Source organism: Desulfovibrio mangrovi, from assembly GCF_026230175.1.
Lineage (GTDB): Bacteria > Desulfobacterota > Desulfovibrionia > Desulfovibrionales > Desulfovibrionaceae > Halodesulfovibrio > Halodesulfovibrio mangrovi.
On record NZ_CP104208.1, the window covers coordinates 259,256 to 277,176 of the forward strand.

The 17,921-nt window shown below is 49.3% G+C and carries 10 protein-coding genes, 1 pseudogene and 1 riboswitch; of the genes and pseudogenes, 9 read left to right on the forward strand and 2 right to left on the reverse strand.

Annotation, left to right across the window (positions count from 1 at the left end; translation table 11 throughout):
* The first annotated feature begins 561 nt into the window (after positions 1-561).
* From N1030_RS01100 to N1030_RS01140, 9 genes are all read left to right on the forward strand, one after another.
* Positions 562-1,125, forward strand: coding sequence for a polysaccharide biosynthesis/export family protein (locus N1030_RS01100; protein WP_265827140.1), 564 nt, complete (start codon positions 562-564; stop codon positions 1,123-1,125).
* 81 nt (positions 1,126-1,206) lie between these two features.
* On the forward strand, positions 1,207-2,370 hold the full coding sequence (locus tag N1030_RS01105) for a porin family protein (protein ID WP_265827141.1): 1,164 nt from the start codon (positions 1,207-1,209) through the stop codon (positions 2,368-2,370).
* An 18-nt stretch (positions 2,371-2,388) separates the two neighbouring features.
* Positions 2,389-4,146 (forward strand): Wzz/FepE/Etk N-terminal domain-containing protein, encoded by a 1,758-nt coding sequence (locus tag N1030_RS01110; RefSeq protein WP_265827142.1) that lies wholly within the window; start codon positions 2,389-2,391, stop codon positions 4,144-4,146.
* Between the two features lie 29 nt (positions 4,147-4,175).
* Positions 4,176-4,988, forward strand: coding sequence for a P-loop NTPase (locus N1030_RS01115; protein WP_265827143.1), 813 nt, complete (start codon positions 4,176-4,178; stop codon positions 4,986-4,988).
* A gap of 3 nt (positions 4,989-4,991) precedes the next feature.
* Positions 4,992-6,203 carry an XrtA/PEP-CTERM system-associated ATPase gene (locus tag N1030_RS01120; protein WP_265827145.1) on the forward strand — a complete coding sequence of 404 codons (1,212 nt, stop codon included), beginning with the start codon at positions 4,992-4,994 and terminating at the stop codon, positions 6,201-6,203.
* Positions 6,184-7,983, forward strand: a complete 1,800-nt coding sequence (gene xrtD / locus N1030_RS01125) for a VPLPA-CTERM-specific exosortase XrtD (RefSeq protein WP_265827146.1) — start codon at positions 6,184-6,186, stop codon at positions 7,981-7,983. The genes N1030_RS01120 and xrtD overlap by 20 nt, the downstream gene beginning before the upstream one ends.
* A 16-nt stretch (positions 7,984-7,999) precedes the next feature.
* A complete protein-coding gene (locus N1030_RS01130) occupies positions 8,000-9,409 on the forward strand; it encodes a sugar transferase (RefSeq protein ID WP_265827147.1) in 1,410 nt (469 codons plus the stop codon).
* Entirely contained in the window at positions 9,406-11,805 is a 2,400-nt protein-coding gene (locus N1030_RS01135) for a tetratricopeptide repeat protein (RefSeq protein WP_265827148.1), read from the forward strand. Before N1030_RS01130 ends, N1030_RS01135 begins: the two co-directional genes overlap by 4 nt.
* 196 nt (positions 11,806-12,001) lie before the next feature.
* Positions 12,002-12,087: riboswitch (cyclic di-GMP riboswitch) on the forward strand.
* Between the two features lie 48 nt (positions 12,088-12,135).
* On the forward strand, positions 12,136-12,702 hold the full coding sequence (locus N1030_RS01140) for a hypothetical protein (RefSeq protein ID WP_265827149.1): 567 nt from the start codon (positions 12,136-12,138) through the stop codon (positions 12,700-12,702).
* 146 nt (positions 12,703-12,848) lie between these two features.
* Here N1030_RS01140 and N1030_RS01145 read toward each other — a convergent pair.
* Together N1030_RS01145 and N1030_RS17640 are read right to left on the reverse strand one after the other, a co-directional pair.
* Positions 12,849-13,971 (reverse strand): annotated as a pseudogene (locus N1030_RS01145) (IS3 family transposase).
* 196 nt (positions 13,972-14,167) lie between these two features.
* Positions 14,168-17,335 carry a pre-peptidase C-terminal domain-containing protein gene (locus N1030_RS17640; protein WP_276038092.1) on the reverse strand — a complete coding sequence of 1,056 codons (3,168 nt, stop codon included), beginning with the start codon at positions 17,333-17,335 and terminating at the stop codon, positions 14,168-14,170.
* Between the last annotated feature and the right edge of the window lie 586 nt (positions 17,336-17,921).

Here is a 17,921-nt window from a genome sequence, read left to right on the forward strand (position 1 = left end):
TATGAGCCCGCAGATAGTTCCGCGGGGGGCAGTATGTCTTCCATAGAGGGGGGCGAGTGTGGAGATGAAAACAGAGCCTTTGTGTGGGTGCGTCTAAGTCTGCCTGCCAGGGTTCATTTTGAGGATGAATTTAGCGTGAAGGGGCGTTATTCGTCCGGAAGGGTATGATACTTCCCTGAGGGCTGGGTATATTCTGCTCATATTCCCGTTCTTGCGGTAAGTTGGTTAATGAAGATGATCCAGATTGTCCGTTTGAACTAATGTTTTTTTGCTTCCAATGTGATGACTTTTTTCGATTAAAGTGTCGTTTGAGAATGATATGAATTGTTGGAGATGAGTTTCAAACGGGGGGGCAAATGCTGAGGGAACAGCCAGTGAGAGTGGTGCCATCTGGGCAAATGCTTTCATTTGGTGTGATCTGTCTAATGATAATATGATATATTGACTTAGTTGTGTGACTTTGCTTTGGTGACCGGAATTGGTTGTTTCGGCTTGCTTTCTGGTGCCAAAGACAAGTTTGTATAATTGTAATAGGAATCAGAAAGCGTAAGGAGACTTCCTTTGAAACGTTTGTACATTGGTATCGCTTGGGTATTTTTGAGTTTGATGATGAGCGCTGTGGGATATGCCGGACAGCTTTCATCTTTCAGGCTTGGCTGCGGTGACGTTCTGGAGATTGCTGTGTGGGGGGATGAATCTCTCACCCGCAAGGTTGTTGTTCGTCCGGACGGGAATATTTCCTTTCCACTTGTCGGTGATATAAAGGCGGCTGGCAACACTGTGGAGCAGTTGCGTACCGAATGTGCTAATAGGATCAAAGAGTATGTCCCTAATGCTCCTGTAACCGTGATGCTGCAAGAACTCGGCAGTGCCAAGATATTTATTGTGGGCAAGGTAAATCGCCCCGGTATGTACCTGATGGATGGTCCCTATACTGTTCTTCAGGCTCTTGCCTTGGCGGGTGGTATGACCCCTTATGCAGAGGAAGATGCTATTCAGGTTGTCCGTGTTTCGGATAGCGGAGAGCAGAAATACGTGGCGTTTGACTACGTAGAGGCTGTTTCCGGTAAGAGTCTTGAAAAGAACATTACCCTGATGCCGGGAGATACCGTTCTTGTTCCCTAAAGATAAGCTTGGTTTGAAGTGTACCGGCAGGGCCGGTTGTTTTTTTGTCGAGGAGTGCTGCGCTGCTATTGGGAACCGTTTATGAAACGTATTTCATCTCGTGCAGTCTGTGCAAAAATTGTATTGATGCTGCTTTTGTTCTGTTTCTGGGGATCTCATGCCAAGGCCGAGCGGCTTAAAATTGTACCGCAGGTTAACGCTAGAACCACTCAAGACGACAACGTGTTGATGAAGGGGGAAGGCGATACCGAGTGGCGTCTCATGCCGCAAATGTCCGCTGAATACGGACAGGAAGACTGGATGGTAAGTGGCGGGGCAAAGCTGGATATCATCAGGTACAGCGAGCTTACGCAGTTCGATCGAGAGAATGTTTCTGGATGGGTTAAGGCTAAGAACGAACTTGATGAACGTTTTTCCCTGACCATGGATGCCAAGTTCACTCAGGATTATACATTCGAGCGTGAGCTTGAGGAGTCTGGATACCAGACGGATAAAAGTCTGCGTACGGAGCAGTCTTATATTCCAGGGGTGGAGTGGAAGGTGACAGAGAAGGACGTGCTGTCCTTTTCCGCATCTTTTCTGGATGTTAAGTATGAGAAGCGGGAGTATGCAGACTACTGGGCCGGGGGCGGTGTCTTGGGATATTCGCATGCCCTGAACGATGAGCGAACAAGGCTTCTCGGTCAGTTTGATTATCGCCATCTCGTTTTTGATCGGCCAGATGGAGATACGCTTCAGGACACCTATACCTTGATGGGCGGTGTGGGCTACAAACTGACGGAAGTAATAGACGTGCGTGCTCTGATCGGGGCCAGCTACTCGCAGACGGACTATGACAGCAATGTCCGCGGGAATTCTGAAACGGATAACCTGATGAGTAGTTGGGATGTTGGTGGTACATATACATGGGACAAGTGGCTCTTCACTTTGTCAACGGACCGCAGTGAGAGCCCTTCCATCTATGGGGAGTCCACTGTGCGAAATAGAGTGCGATTTTCGGGGCGCTACAATTTCACCGAACGTTTTTCCGCTACGGGTGAGACCGGTTATTATACCACATCGACAGAAAACAATGATTCAGAAACATATTACGTTAATCCCAAATTAAGATACAACATTTGGGAAGACGGCTGGGTGGCTTTTGATTATAAGTATCTGAATATTTTTAATAAAGAGGATGACAGAAATACGGACCAAAACAGGGTCTTTCTGGAGTTCGGAGTAAGCTTTCCGGAGTTGTTCTAGTCAATACAGGAGGGGGGGATGCAGGCTCAGGAGAATGAACTTCTATTTTTTTTAAACGCGTTGCGACGCAGAAAATGGTATTTTATCGTACCGTCAGCAGTTACTTTCATTATCGCTACCGCAGTTACGTTCCTGCTGCCTGCAGTCTATCAATCTTCAGCAACTATTCTAATCGAGAATCAGGAGGTCCCGCAGGATCTCGTGCGTACAACCGTTACGGGTTTCGTTGAAGAACGGCTTCAATCCATAACGCAGGTCGTACTCAATCGAAATAATCTTCTGGAAATTATCAATAAATACGGGTTGTATGCTGAGTTGCGTGATTCCTCCACCACGGAAGAAATCCTGGAGAAGATGCGTAAGGATATCGTGATGGAGCCCGTGCAAGCCGACGTGGTGAATAGCCAGTCGGGTAGACCCACTACGGCTACCATCGCTTTCAAGCTTTCTTACGACGGCAAGGATGCCAACAAGGTATTGCAAGCCACCAATACGCTGGTCTCTCTGTTTCTGGAAGAGAACCTGCGCGAACGTGAAAAGAAGACACAGACGACGTATAATTTTATTGAAAAACAGCTCGAAACCCTTCGTGGTGAAGTGCAGGGGTATGAAGAGCGTATCGCTCGCTTTAAAGAAGAGCATCTCCATTCTCTGCCCGAATTGATGGAATTAAATATGCAGACTCTTGACCGTCTGCAGAAAGACATCGATGCCCGGCAGGAGAACATTAAGACCCTTATCGATCGTAAGGTGTATCTGGAAGGTCAGTTGGCTACAGTTGAGCCCGTGGGCTTCGTCTTGTCCGGAGATGGCAGGCGGGTGATGGCACCTGAGGATGAACTGAAGGCATTGCGAAGCCAGTATATAAGCCTTGTTTCGACCAAGTCGGACAAACACCCCGATGTACAAAAGCTCAAGGGGCAGATTGCTATGCTTGAGTCGGAATTGAGTACCCGCGGCGATATGAAAGGGGTGAGCCATGAACTGACCATCCTTCGCGGCAGATTGGATGATCTGACCAGGCGGTATTCGGATAAACACCCAGATGTTTTGACAACTCGAAGTCAGATAGCTGCGCTTGAGTCAAGGCTGCAGCAACTCGACGAGAAGCAGAAGGTTCTGAAACACGAGGTGGATCTGGAACCTGATAATCCGGCTTATATCAATCTCCAATCGCAGATACATGCAACGGAACTTGATTTGCGGAATGAGCAAAACCTCATTGCTGAATTGCGTAGCAAGTACGCACGGTCAGTCCAGCAGATAGAGGAAACACCCAAGGTCGAGCAGGAATATCGCGAGATGCTCCGCGGGTATGAAAATTCAAATGCCAAGTATCAGGAGACATTGCAGAAATTGATGGCAGCCCGTCAGGCCAGAGAGCTTGAGGGCGAGCGCGTTGGCGAGCGCCTTACACTTGTGGAGCCCCCGGTGCTGCCCGAGAAGCCATACAAACCCAAGCGCTTGCTGCTGTTGCTTGTGGGGTTGGTGCTTTCCTTGGGGGTGGGAGTGGGCACAGGTGCTATGGTCGAATTCTTCGATAACAGTTTTTATGGAAGAGAGGGCTTGGCGTCGTTGGTTTCTTTTCCCGTACTCGGTGTCATTCCTTATGTTGTAACTGCTGAAGAGCTTCGTGCTAAACGTCGAAGGAAATTCGCCATTTCAGCGTCTGCCGTTTGCGTCATTTTGTGCGGCGTAGTAGCCGTGCATACCTTGATCATGCCGCTGGATATTCTCTGGCTCAAGGTTGTCCAGAAACTACAGATTGTGGTGTAGCTCTTGCTACTTCGGAGGCGGGGGGATTGATGAGTAAGATAGCTAAAGCGTTGGAACGGGCTCAGGCTGAACGTAATGCCGGTTCTCCGACAGCGTTTGCGGTCGTGCATAAGCCGGTGCGACAGGCATTGAACAGCATGTCCAGCGGACCGGTTGCTGTGCCGAAATACAATATGACGGCGGTAAAGCCTTCGTCCGATAAGCACAAAGAGGCTAACCGAGTCCTTCACGGTGTAAGCAACCAGTCGGTAAAGGATTCGTTCAATGTCCTACGTACCCTATTGCTGCAACGCACCAGAACGAACGGCTGGAACGCTCTTATGGTTACCAGCCCCACGCGTGGTAACGGCAAGAGTACTGTTGCGATAAATCTCGCCATAAGCATCGCACGGGACGCAAGTCAGACAGCGCTGCTTGTTGACGCCAACCTGCGTTGGCCTTCAATAGCAGACACCCTTGGTGTTGATTGCGAGAGGGGGCTCACCGATTTATTACTCGAAAATCTTGAGCCGCCAGAGGTGCTTGTTAATCCTGGTATAGATAAACTTGTTGTTTTGGGGGCGGGAAGGACTGTGCAGGAGACGGCTGATCTGATTGGTGCGCCCTCCATGCAGAACCTTGTGCTTGAGATGAAGCATCGGTATCCAGATCGCTATGTGGTCTTTGACTGCCCTCATGTGCTTGATATGCCAGATACCATGATGTTTGCATCCTATGTCGACGGTATTGTGCTGGTGGTTGAGGAGGGCGTTACGACCAAACGTGAACTCCAGACGGCAATGGAAATGCTTGGAAATGCCAACGTGGTTGGTGTGGTACTCAATAAAAACACGGCACAGTAGCGTATGTATCGAGAATTTTACGGTCTTACAGATAAGCCGTTCAACATCGTGCCCAACCCCGGTTTGTTGTATGAAAGCCATAAGCACAGGCAGGCATTGACCTATCTACAGTACGGGTTTTCAGAGAATATCGGGTTTATTCTGTTTACCGGTGAAATCGGTACCGGCAAGACAACTCTCCTTAAGCGTCTGCTTAATGAAGTGGATGCTCGTGTAGATGTGGCGGTGGTATTTAATACCAACGTTTCTGCAGATGAGTTGCTGCGGCTTATTCTGCTCGAATTCGAAATAGAAGGGGCTGGGCTTGATAAGTCTCGGAACCTTGATTTGCTGAACGACCATTTGGTGCAGGTATTCTCTCAAGGCAGGCGTTGTCTGCTCGTGATTGATGAGGCACAGAACCTTTCATCAGATGCCTTGGAAGAGGTGCGCCTTCTTTCCAACCTGCAAACAGACACCCACCCCTTGCTACAGATTATTCTGGCGGGCCAGCCTGAACTACGGGATGTTATTCGTAGTCCGGGTCTGGAGCAGTTGGCGCAGCGTGTGGCTATAAACTACCATTTGGATCCATTAAATCGTAATGAGGTTGGAGAGTATATCCGGTACCGACTGGCAATGGCCGGTGTTCAAGACAAGGAGCTTTTTACCGAGCAGGCCATTGACCGTATCCATGCCCATACCCGTGGCATCCCTCGTTCAATCAATATTATGTGCAATGCCGCATTGGTTTACGGTTATGCGGATTCTCTCGCTATAGTGGGAGAAGACGTCATTGGGCAGATTATTGCTGACAAGATCGGGGTTGAAGTACAACCGTATGTCGATAGTGCCACGTCGGGTAGAAACGGAAACGGTTCCCACGCAGAGGGGGAATCGCAGCGAATGGCAGTTATTGAAGCTCGCGTTGCAAAGCTTGTCAGCATGGTTGATTGGCAAGCTGGGCAGATTGATGGAGTTCTGCGGAAAGGTGCCGATACCCTCTTGGATTCCATGCGTTCTATGCTTGATGAAGAACGAAAGCGTTCCGAGCGCCTGTTGGGGAAGTGTGTGATTCTGTATCAGGAAAACAAGGCATTGCGGGAACAATTAGGCAATGGTTCGGGCAGGAATGCTGGTGTAGCAAACGATGCTTCTGATGAGGTTTTGTTGAACGCAACGTCTGATCATGTAGATCGTAAAAAGAAGTCATTCCTTGATTGGTTGCTGGGATAGATTAAAAGACGATGGGTTGTCTGGTATTTTCGGACGAGGGATTTCAGGGCTTGGGAAACCAAGCCTTTTTCTTTTTCAATGTTTAGTAATTGTAGGCGGTTATTATTTTTTCTGCCAGCATGAAGCTGCTGGCATGGATATTTCATTACATACCTGGCTTTCTGCCGAAGAATGCCTTCGGCTGTGTTGGGGGGGCGGATTTCATGTTGGGGATGGCAATGCATGTGGAGGGGGAGTGAGAGGTATTTTTTTAGTCAGGCAGCATGTTGTGTTTGTCGTGAGCATGCTTCTTTTGGGGGGTATGTATTTTCAGGATATGCAAACTTTGGCCGGGCTGTGGAGCGGTGAAGACTATTCACACTGCTACCTGGTTCCGTTGATGGTTGGCTACCTAGTTTGGACTGACCGCAAGTCGCTCAGTGATCATACTGGCGGTAGGCCCTTGCTTGGATTCATACTGCTTGTATTTGCCGCAGTCCTGTTGCTGGTAGGCCGGCTAGGTGCTTTGCAGACGCTTGTATACCTTTCCATGCTGTTCGCCATACTTGCTTCCGTTTTGATTGCTTACGGCGGCAGGCTTGCAACCCGATTGTGGTATCCTTTCTTGATTGCTCTGTTCATGATTCCTCCTCCAGCATTCATTGATAATCTGATGAGTCTGCGGCTGAAACTGATCTCCTCGCAACTGGCAGAATGGTTGCTGAGAGCCGCATTTGTTCCAGTGTATAGAGAGGGGAACCTCATAGATATTGGAGTCATTCGTCTTCAGGTTGTGGATGCATGCAGCGGTCTGCGCTACCTATGGCCATCTTTTCTGATGAGCCTGCTTATGGGGCGTCTTTTTCTGAAGAAGTATCGGCTCATATGCTTTCTTGTCCTTATGTCCATGCCAGTTACGGTGATTGCGAACGCTTTCCGGATAATGATGGCCGGGGTTCTTGCCAAGTATGTTGATCCGGCACTGGCAGAAGGTTTTTTTCATGATTTTTCCGGTTGGCTTGTCTATGTGATTGTACTCATTGTTCTCGGTGGTTGCGTGTATCTTCTCCGGTCTAGGGATGCAGGCGAGGGACAATCGGGTTCTGCCCTCGTTGAACGCTTCCTCTTTAAGGGGGCTCAGCGGGGCTCCGTTCCGGCTGCGTGGCATGGAATTCTTGCTATGGGGATCCTGGTGGGAATGTTGGCAGTCCGTTTTTTTCTTGTCGACACGCAACTTATCCAGACACGCATTGCATTCACTCATTTTCCGCAAAATATTGGCGAGTGGCAGGGAGAGCGAGTGTTCTTGTCCAACGAGGCGCTCAATAGTCTTGGGGTAGATGATTACTATAACGGAGTTTTTTATAGTAGTAGTCATAAAAATCAGGCGCATACGCTTGTTGCATGGTATGACACCCAGACTGCCAGCCGCGCTGCGCATGCGCCCACATCCTGTCTTCTGGGGGGCGGCTGGCTCATGGAGAGCAAGCAGGTGCTTACTCCTAACGCGGCTCGCAGCTTCCCTGTGGGACAGATTGTATTGAGTAGGAATGGACGTCGTTTGATATCCAATTTCTGTTTTCTGCAGCGAGGCAGAGTTGTTACCAGCGAGTGGCTCAATAAGCTGTATCTGGTCTACGACGGGATTATTATGCACAGGAGTGATGGTGCATTGGTCCGGGTAGAAATGCCTTTGCATGAGAATCAATCAATTGAAGAGGGCCAGTTGGTGCTGGATGACTATGTAGGAAGCTTGCGTGTGGCTCTGATGTCCTATCTTCCTAAGGACTATGCTCATTAATTGTGAGGGTTGTGAGATGTATAGAGAACAGGTCTTTGTCGCAACCAATGTCGCCATCATCCTTGATGGCCTAGTCTCAATAATCGCAGGGTACGGAGCCTACTACTTTCGTTGGTATCTGGGGGATGGGGGATGGAGTATGGACTCAGGCCTGTTCATTTCCATTGTTCTCACTCTGATGTTCTTGAATTCGTATGTCATGAATCGACTTGGTTTCTATGATGAAGATTTTAGACCTCCGCTTTGGCAGGCGCTGAAAAAGGTTGTTGTTGCAGTTGGTATTGATTTTAGCCTTCTTGCTATGGGGTTGTATCTTGCCAATATTGATGGTGTGTCGCGGTACTTCATTGGGATGTGTGCATTGCTTTGTTTTATGGGTTTTATGACGGTTCGTTGCCTTATGTTTCAATTCTTCAAGACGAAGAGTGGGGCATATCGGGTGCGTCGTATTTTGCTCGTAGGTAGTACTGATAGGGTTGAGCCGGTTTTCGAAGCTCTTCAGGAAATGAAAAGCTGGGGACATGCGGTCATTGGCTGGCTTACGGTGGGAGAACAGCGAGATATTCCCGGCCTTGTTAAGTTGGGCCGGCTCGGTGATTTTGATTCCGTAGTAGCCGACAGAGATGTTGATGAAGTGTTTTTTGCCCTGCCGACCTCTCAGCCCTTCAATTTGAAGAACAATGTCGAGCTTTGTAAGGATATGGGGCTTACTGTCCGCATTTTGCCAGCCATGTTCGATCCCGCAGACCGGGTGCAGGGCTTGAGGGTGGAGGATGTCAATTCCATCCCAACTCTTACTATCTACGGAACCCAGATCAATGCCAGTGGCATGTTTTACAAGAGGATCATGGATATTCTGGGGGGCGTTGTCGGGTTCATGCTCTTTGCCTTGATGTATATACCCATTGCCATTGCTATCAAGCTGAATGACCCGGGGCCTGTTTTGTTCAGTCAGAACCGGGTGGGTAAGAATAACCGAATTTTCAAGCTGTATAAATTCCGCTCTATGTATATGGATGCAGAGGCCCGCAAAAAGGAGCTGATGGCCCAGAACGAGATGGACGGGCACATGTTCAAGATGAAGGATGACCCCCGTGTAACTAAGGTGGGGCGTTTCTTGCGCAGGACTTCACTGGATGAGTTTCCGCAGTTTATCAATGTCATCCGCGGGGAAATGAGCCTTGTTGGCACTCGTCCGCCTACGCCAGACGAAGTGCGGGAATACAAGAAATGGCAACGCAGGCGGGTTTCAATGAAGCCCGGAATAACAGGCCTCTGGCAGGTCTCCGGGCGTAATACGATTAGAAGTTTTGAAGAAGTGGTGAAACTTGATCTTGCATACATCGATGGCTGGCGGTTCTTACGGGACATCGAGATTCTGTTTAGAACGGTTTGGGTTATCATGAAAAAGGAAGGGGCATCATGATATTGTCCAAGGGGGGGCGTATGTTATTTAAGGTTCTTGTCCGTTCTCTTGTTATATTGCTGCTCGCATTGCTTGTGGCATGCAGTTCGGCAGAAGAGCGTAAGGTCGAACTTGTAGAAAGCGGGAATACTTTGTTTGAGCAGGGCAATGCTGCCGAGGCTCGTCTGGAGGCTAAGAATGCCCTGAAAATTGATCCCAAGTATGCACCAGCATATGTCCTTCTGGCCAAGTGCAGTATTAGGGAACAGAATTGGCGGGGGGCCTTCGGTCAATACACTCAGGCCGTAGAATTGGCTCCGGACTCAATTGAAGCACATGCCGGGTTAGGGCAACTTTACCTGCTTGCTGGTCAATACGACAAAGTCGAAGCAGAAGTGCAAGCAATGCGGGACTTGCAGCTGGATTCGCTCGAAGCCAATATGCTGCAGGCAGGCCTGTTTATTCAGACTGAAAAGTTTACTGAAGCTGAGGCGTTGCTGTCCAAACAACTGAAGGCATCGCCAGAGAATATGGATGTTAGGCTTGGGCTTGTAACAGTTTACGAGCGGAGAGGTGAGGCTCGTAAGGCCGAAACTGCTTTGCAGGAAGCTCTGGGCATGGCGCCGGAAAACAAGGTGTTGTTCTACAAGGCCGCGGTCATGGCAACATCTCAAGGAAAATATGAGCTTGCCGAGGCGAACTATCGCAAGTTGGGTGAACTTGTGGATGATAAGCCGTCAATCAGGCGGATGATCGCGCGCGTGCTGGAGCAGGCGGGCGAAGTGGAGCGCGCAGGCAAGGAGTATGAATCGCTTTTGGCATCTGCTCCTGATAACGTCGATTTCCGAATAGATTATGTCGGGTTTCTGATTCGGAGCAAGAAATGGCCGGAGGCTGAGGCGGTTGTTCAGGCAGGTATGAAGGAGGACGTCAACGATATCCGGCTTGCTTTGGCTCAGGCTGACGTACTGCTTGCTCAGCGAAAGATTGATGAAGCCAAGGTGGCGCTTCGCAATGTTACGGTCGCGTATGCGGATAATCCGCAGGCACTCAAGGCCAAGGTTCGGCTTGGAGAAATATTGCTGCAGGAACGTGCCTACAAAGACGTCTTGATGGTTGTGAATGAAACAGGGGCGCAAGTTTCTGATCTTGGTATTCTGAAGCTGCGTGGAAAGGCGTATCTGGCGCTGGGCAAGCTTGAGGAGGCTGCCGCCGATTTGCGTATTGTATCTACAAAGAGCCCTGAAGATGTTGAAGCGCATACGTTGCTGGCGCAGGCATATATTGGTGTTGATAACAGCCTGATGGCCATCGAAGAATTGCATATCGCTCTTGAGAAGGATCCGGATTACGCTCCTGCGAATATGCTGTTGGTGAAATACTATACCCATCACGGGCATTGGGAAAAGGCCTTGGCTTTGGTTGGTGTACTCGCAGACAGGCATCCCGAAAAATATGGCTATCAGTTGACCCTGGGGGACATTGAGCGTGTAAGAGGTAATGTAGCAGCGGCTGAAGCTCATTATGTAAAAGCTGGAACCATGCAGGATGGGAAGGCGGCTTCAAGTTTAAAGCTTGGAGACATGGCTCTGGGCAAAAAAGATTATGCCAAGGCTCTCGTCTGTTATGATGCTGTACTTGATGTTCATGCCGATTCAGCAATAGGCATTGAGCGTAAGATGATGACGCTTCTTGCCATGGGGCGGACAGACCAAGCCAAGGCATGGGGAGATGATTTGCTGGCCAGTTCGCCCGATAGCGCCATCCTCTATGAGCTTATGGGGCGCGTGGCGTTGATTGATAGGAAGCAGGATGTCGCGGAGGCGCAATTCCGAAAGGCGAGTGAGTTGAGTCCGGAATGGGGTGTTCCCTACCGTCGCCTTATGGGGATCTATCTACGGGGTGGAAAGATTGCAGAAGCCAAGCAGGAGTGTCTGAGTGCGCTTCGTGGTAGTCCGGAAGCGCTCGGACCTGCATTCATGCTTGGACAATTGTATCAGTATGAGGGTGATAAAGTTAAGGCGGAAGAAATTTACCGGGCCTTGCTTGAGAAACACCCCGAGTTTCTGGCTGCTGCAAATAACTTGGCCTACATTCTTTCGGAAGCTGTTGATCCTGCAAGACTCAATGAGGGGCTCGACCTGGCAAAGCTGGCAGTCCGGGATGGCAGTCCGGAGTCGCTGGACACGTTGGGGTGGCTGCATCATAAGCTTGGCAACTGGGAGCAGGCTATTGAGGCGCTTAAGGCAGCTCAGGAAAAGTTGCCTAAAAACGGTGCTGTTGCCTATCATCTGGTGACCGCCCTTGCTACCATAGGTAAGACTGATGAAGCCAAACGCATTGGTCGTAACGCGCTTAAAGATATTTCAGAGTTTCCGGAAAAGAAAAAATTGGAGGAGTTGCTCGCTGCAATCTAGCCTATAGTTAAATGAATCGAAAAATCCAGACGGGGCACCTGTATCCAGTCTGGATTTTTCTTTGTTATTTCAATTGAGTATAGGGGGGCTTTTGTTGTGGTGGCTGGAAAAGGTGGAAACGGAATGAGGATTGCGTTTGTGTGTCTATAACTTGTTGGTATTGTGAATATATATGGTGTTGGCATGTTATTTTCATATGACTCGTAGCCAAACCTGTCGTGAGGCAGGGACGGAAAGCCACGGGCCTTCTTAAAAATGGGGGGAGGTAGCCGGGTTGCCAGCAGGGATGGGCTCTGCCGACAATGTGGTTGATCTTTTAAGGAGGTCTATATGAAAAGTGTTTTTAAGGTTCTCATGCTTGTGAGCATGTTGATCGCAGAGCCTCTTTCAGGTGCTGCGAGTGCTTCAGTTAACTATGATTATACCATCGATTTTAATGATGGTGTCTCTTACATGGGGGTGGCCGATTATTATAGAGAATCAACGGGCGTTGAGTTTAGTAGTGGGTGGATATTCGGTGGTGGTTCCAATAAATACTCTATCGCACTACCAGAAAGTATTGGTGAAAATGTTGTTGGTTCTGTGATTACGTTTAATAAGCCTGTAACTGATGTGTCGTTCAGTTATCGTGGTGATTCTGTTATGATTCTGCGCGATGAATATGGCGTTAAAGCAGATGATTACCATGCGACTGCATCGTTTGATAGTGGTAATATTTATTTTTCATCTCTGGCATGCGGATTAAAGAGTATTTTTACAATAGAAATTGCTAGTATGAATGGGTTAGTTATTGTTGATGATTTGTCGCTTAAGGTGGCTCCGACTCCTATTCCAGGAACTCTTTGGATGCTAATATCCGGTATGCTTGGACTCTTGGGGGTGCGTCGCTTTGTATAACTCCTGTTATAGTTGTCTCAACAGGCCGCCAGCATTAGGTTGCTGGCGGTTTTTTGTGCATTGGATTACGGTTAAAGAGATGTGCTCGGTAATCCTTCCCCCTCAGGGCGGTGGCTGAGTTTGGCGCGAGTTTAAGCCTCCCCTAGTTAGTGCTGCCCGAAGGTAGAGACCTTCTGGGGTGGATTGATTTTTAAATACTCAGTCAGATGATTGTTTCCCAATGAGTTATGGGGGGCGTTCCTCGTGATACAACTTTAGCCAATTCTCGGTGATTTCCTTAACCTCCGAGAGGCTGCCAACAGGTAGAAGTTCAGAGCTCCGTTCGGTACGTTCTGTTGAACCGCTCCACATACGAGTTTTGAGTGGGCTTGCCCGGTTGAATGAAATCCAGTTCTACCATGCCCCTCAACCCATTCAGCCATCTGGTTCGATACATATTCCGATCCCTTGTCCGTTCTCGTCATCTCCGGGTGCCCCCCCGCGCGCCATGTCCGGACCCCGTAATTTCTGGGTGGCGGGGAGGCTGGTCTCAACTTCGATGACGAGGCATTCACGGCTGTAATCATCCATCATGTTGATCGTGCGGAACTGTTGTCCGCTGGAAGCGAGTCATGCATGATGTCCACGAACCAGCAGCAGTTGACTAGTGGTGGCACGGCCAGTGGTTGCTGATAGTTGGGCGGGAGTCGCTTTCCCCTTTATGGCGCAAATGTAGCTTCAGTTGGCGGCAGATGCGATGGGTCCGTTTGTGATTTCTTCGGTATTCCTGTCGCCGCAACGTGCTGGACAGTTTGCCAAATCCATATCGAGGGTATCTGTCGGCCAACCGTATGAGCGTCTCGACAACATCGGTGTTGTTTTGCGGAGTCGGTGCATAGGTGTATAGCGTTTGGCTGATGAGCATGATGGCACATGCCCTTCGCACGTTCATCCCGAAATCATCGCGAGTGTAATCGACGATCTCCCGCTTCTCGGCTGGACTCAAAGCTCTTTTGCGATGATGTCCTTTAAAACCTCGTGCTCAAGGCTGAGGTTGGCGAACATGCGCTTGAGCTTGCGGTTTTCTTCCTCAAGCTCCTTGAGGTGTTTAATGTCCGTAGCCTCCATGCCGCAGTACTTGAATTTCCATTTGTAGTACATGGCCTGACTTGCACCGTGTTCGCGGCAAACGACAGCTACCGTGCGGCCGCCTTCTGTTTCCTTCAGAATCCGAATGATCTGGCTTTCCGTGAATCGAGATTTTCTGCATTGCCTTCTCCTTGAAGGCAGTTTGCCAGAAGTCTCTACTATTCGCTGGTCCAATTTTAGGGGAATACAACACGAGCATAGGGGGAACGGCCCTATGTTCTGCAGGTGGTGAGCAAAGGAGGTGGGGCTCTATAAAGGGGGGAGGGCAAGGAGGCGGAGAGGAAAAGGGCTGTCATGCACGGATGCAGACAGCCCTTTTATTCTTGTGTGAAGAGTTCTATATAATTATGGTGTTGGTGATTAGCAACTGCTGGATAAGATCGGCTTCTGTGCTGTTTGTGATAGATTGGAATACGATTATCTGGTCGATATTGCCATCGCCATGTGACGATACTGCAAGAGCAGTGTTGCCATCAACGACCGTAGTGGAGATGTAGTCTCCAATGTTGTATTCATTAGCTCCCTGTAGCAACTCGTGCAGATTGAGAACGTCTTCTCCAATTGTAAGGTTTTGTATTGTATCTGTATGGTGCTCGTTAACATTAAGGGACGTATGGTCATGTGTAAAAAGGAATATGTCATTGCCGGTGCCGCCGTTCAGAATGTCGTTTCCAGCGCCGCCGTCCAGAATGTCGTTTCCTTCGCCGCCGTTCAGAATGTCGTTTCCAGCGCCACCGATGAGGGCGTCGTTGCCGGCGCCGCCAGAAAGGATGTCATTGTCGCTCAACAGGGAGAATGCAGTGCCGCCAACCAGCACGTCGTTGCCGTTTCCTCCGGTAAGGACGTCGTTGCCACCATGTCCCAATATTAAGGCGTGGTTGTCTGGATCTGATGTGATGTAGTCATTAGCATCTGTACCTTGCTTCCAGTGAAGCTGTATTGTAGAGGTGGAATGGTCTCCTTCCGCATTCGTTGCAGAGATGGTGACCAGTTCATCGACTGTTTTGTGGAGGCTTGTTGTTTCAAAGTATTGGTTTACTTTGCCCTCGAGCCCACCATAACTGTATTTATAGCTTAAGTTTTCGCCAGCAAAGAGGTGGTCTAAGTCATAAATATAGTACTCTTTATCCATATCTGCGTACCATGCTTCAAAAGCAGGCGTGAATTCTGACAGGGCAACAGGTGTATTAGTTAGGTGGACGGTTAGCGTGTGTGTGTCGATGCCGGATTGAGCGATATCATGAGCGGTAATTGTAACTTGGAAAGGGTTATCAAGATTGTCAGCAAATGCCGTTGGATCATTCATGAGCAGATTGTACATGTTGCCAGATTTCTCGATATGGAACCTGCTATCTTCTACTGACAATGTCACGGCATCTCCGTCAAACTCTTGTATGGAGAATGAGGCAACAATCTTTGAGGGGTCATAGATGCTTGCTTGTACAGAATCAGGGGCATTGATGACCGGGTTATCATCCACAGTACCAATGTTGAGTGTTGCGGATCCGGGAGTTGCATGTACCCCATCCGTCACAGAGTATTCCATCTCAACGGTTCCACAAAAGTTGGTTGCAGGAGTGAAGGTGAATTGTTCGGTCGTCTCATCATATGTGAGATTGAAGTTGTTTTCGCCCAGATAGCGGGAGTCTCCGGCTGAGTGATAAACCCATTTCCCGTTTTCGAAGGCCATTGTGCCAGCATTGGCTGTGGAACCATCCGAAAGGGCAAAGGTAAGAAGCAGGGCCAGCGATTCTGGTTCTACGGACAGAGAACCTACCGTGTCATAGTCAATGGTATGTTGCATCAGGTCTGAGAGCGAAAAGGTGACCGGAACGGTATCTTCATCAACGCCCTTCTCCAGCAAAATTAGACTGGTTTTTGGGGCGTTATCGTTGGTGTCTGTGATGTTTAAGGTAAATGTCTGATACGAACTGTTGCCTGCTGTATCCGTAATGGTAACACCGATATTTTCGACTGAATGTCTCTGTTCATAATCGAGCAGATTTGCACCGGCCTCAGTAAGTGTTACTGCGCCGGTTGAAGAATCTATGGAGACGAGATCGCTGTTCGTTGCAAAGGTGACATCGTGTGCATCTACAGCTCCGAGGGTGCCGATGAGAGCTCCGGCCGTTGTGTTTTCCGCCACATCAAATGATGCAGTCTCAAGTTGGGGCGGCGTTGCGTCAATTTCTACAATGAACGCGAGAGACTCGTTGCTTACATTGCCAGCAGCATCTGTTGCTGTAGCAGTGAATGAATGGGTGCCATCTGTAAGGTATATTTGGGGTGGTGCGGAGGCGATGTCGGCGGCGGGGGTGTCGATGGACATCCAAAGTTCATAGGTCCCGCTCGACACAACTGCTGACGTCCTGGGAAATGTGGAAACTGTTACGTAGTATGTTCCGTCGGCGGTGACAGGATATCTAAGGTAGGAATCAAAACTGTGAATGGAGCCGTTGTCTAGTGGGTAGTGGTCATCATTGCTGGCGACTTGATTTCCATTGCTGTCATAAAGATAGAGGTAGGAGTCGATAGAATCCGGATTGGCTAGCCCACCTTCTTTCATTCCATGGTCTATGTCGAGAATGAGAGTTTCCCCGGCTTTTAAGGAAAGTTGAATAAAGTCCTTATCGTGGGTTCCGCCATCGTCGTTGTCGGTCATCGTGCCCACAAAGCGGACGCTGGGGAGGGATGGAACTTCAGCATTTGCAGCGGCGGAACCTTTTACGGGAGCAAAGCTGGAGCGATCAATAATAATCGCAGTGTCGGGGCTGCCATTGGTTTCAGAAGTGTTTGAATCAGTTCTGCCGCCAGTAAAATCTGACTCGTTCATGGTTGAACTGTTGGCGAGGGTCCAGTGGCCAGTGCTGTCAGCATACGTTTGTCCGAGATAGGTTCCGTTGTCATACACGGTGACGAGCGAACCTGCTTCTGCGGTACCTGAAAGTTCGATAAGGGTGTCGTTGGTGAGGAAGTCGCCATGAAGCCCTGTGTCTTCGGAAAATTCCAAGATTACCGGGCGGGCGGGGGCTATTGTATCCAGTTCGGGTGTGCCACCGTCTTGCGACGTGTAGTTGGTGTAGGGTTCGTCGTAGACGCGTCTCAAGTCCTCGCTGTCTCCGCCTTGCCTGCTAGGCAACTCAAGGTTGGGCTCTCCCTCAGTATTAAGCTTCCCAAAGTCCGCAACATACTCAGATGTGCCGCCGCTCTTCACCTGAGTTCCCGCTGCCGTTTCAATATTGCCTGCTCCCAGAGACTGCAGGAATAGGTCGTCCACTTCTACCGTGGCGTCCTGAAAAGCCAGACGCGGGTGTTGATTGCCAGCCGCTGCATCTTCAGCGCCAGTTAGTGTGATTGTATGCCCGTTTTCAAACTTAAGGATGATGGCTCCGTCCTGGAGCGCCATTTCTACTTGTCCGGATGCTACTGGTAGGTTGATGTCTGTACCTGGAATGAGTGCGATGACTTGATTCTGGTTGGGTATGGGCAACGTGGTAACTGGCATGATTCCTCCCCGGTGTGTCTATGTGCAGCGACTGAGCTGGCATATTATGAAGATGGAAGTCTTTCGACCTTCAGCCGTGTGAGCAAGGTTTGTGCCACGTTCTCGTTTTTTTATATTGCTCTGATTTGTTTGGATTTATTAAGTGTTGAAGGCCGGTGTGAAGGATTGCTCTTGGAAATCTGGAATTCTGTACAAGTGCTTGCCAGTAATCAGCGTGGTGAGTGCGTATAGCTAGTAGCTACTTCTTGAATTGCGTCACTATGTGTTCGTGTATCGATTTGGCGATGATGCTGGAGGGGCTGGAGAAATGTATTCTGGGCTGCCGGATTGATCCGGGTGGGGCGAGAGAGCGGCAGGGGAAAGCCCTGCTTGCATGGATGAGAGTGTCTTTCCGGCAATTTCGGAATATGGGGTGAAGGATAGCCGTAGCAGTGATGTCGCGAACTCTAACAATTATTAATAAATATCGAATTCAATGTTAGGCACGATTATTTCAAATCCACTCAGGCGCGTATGCGTGCGGTCATTGGGGTATGTCTGATAAGGGAAAACGCGATATTGCTACCATGCTTTCGTTTCTGGTGCA

Bases quoted from the DNA above. Each gene is read 5' to 3' on its own strand.
- N1030_RS01105 (WP_265827141.1), top strand. From the start codon at position 1,207: ATGAAACGTATTTCATCTCGTGCAGTCTGTGCAAAAATTGTATTGATG.
- N1030_RS01110 (WP_265827142.1), top strand. From the start codon at position 2,389: ATGCAGGCTCAGGAGAATGAACTTCTATTTTTTTTAAACGCGTTGCGA.
- N1030_RS01115 (WP_265827143.1), top strand. From the start codon at position 4,176: ATGAGTAAGATAGCTAAAGCGTTGGAACGGGCTCAGGCTGAACGTAAT.
- N1030_RS01120 (WP_265827145.1), top strand. From the start codon at position 4,992: ATGTATCGAGAATTTTACGGTCTTACAGATAAGCCGTTCAACATCGTG.
- N1030_RS01130 (WP_265827147.1), top strand. From the start codon at position 8,000: ATGTATAGAGAACAGGTCTTTGTCGCAACCAATGTCGCCATCATCCTT.
- N1030_RS01135 (WP_265827148.1), top strand. From the start codon at position 9,406: ATGATATTGTCCAAGGGGGGGCGTATGTTATTTAAGGTTCTTGTCCGT.
- N1030_RS01140 (WP_265827149.1), top strand. From the start codon at position 12,136: ATGAAAAGTGTTTTTAAGGTTCTCATGCTTGTGAGCATGTTGATCGCA.
- N1030_RS17640 (WP_276038092.1), bottom strand. From the start codon at position 17,335: ATGCCAGTTACCACGTTGCCCATACCCAACCAGAATCAAGTCATCGCA.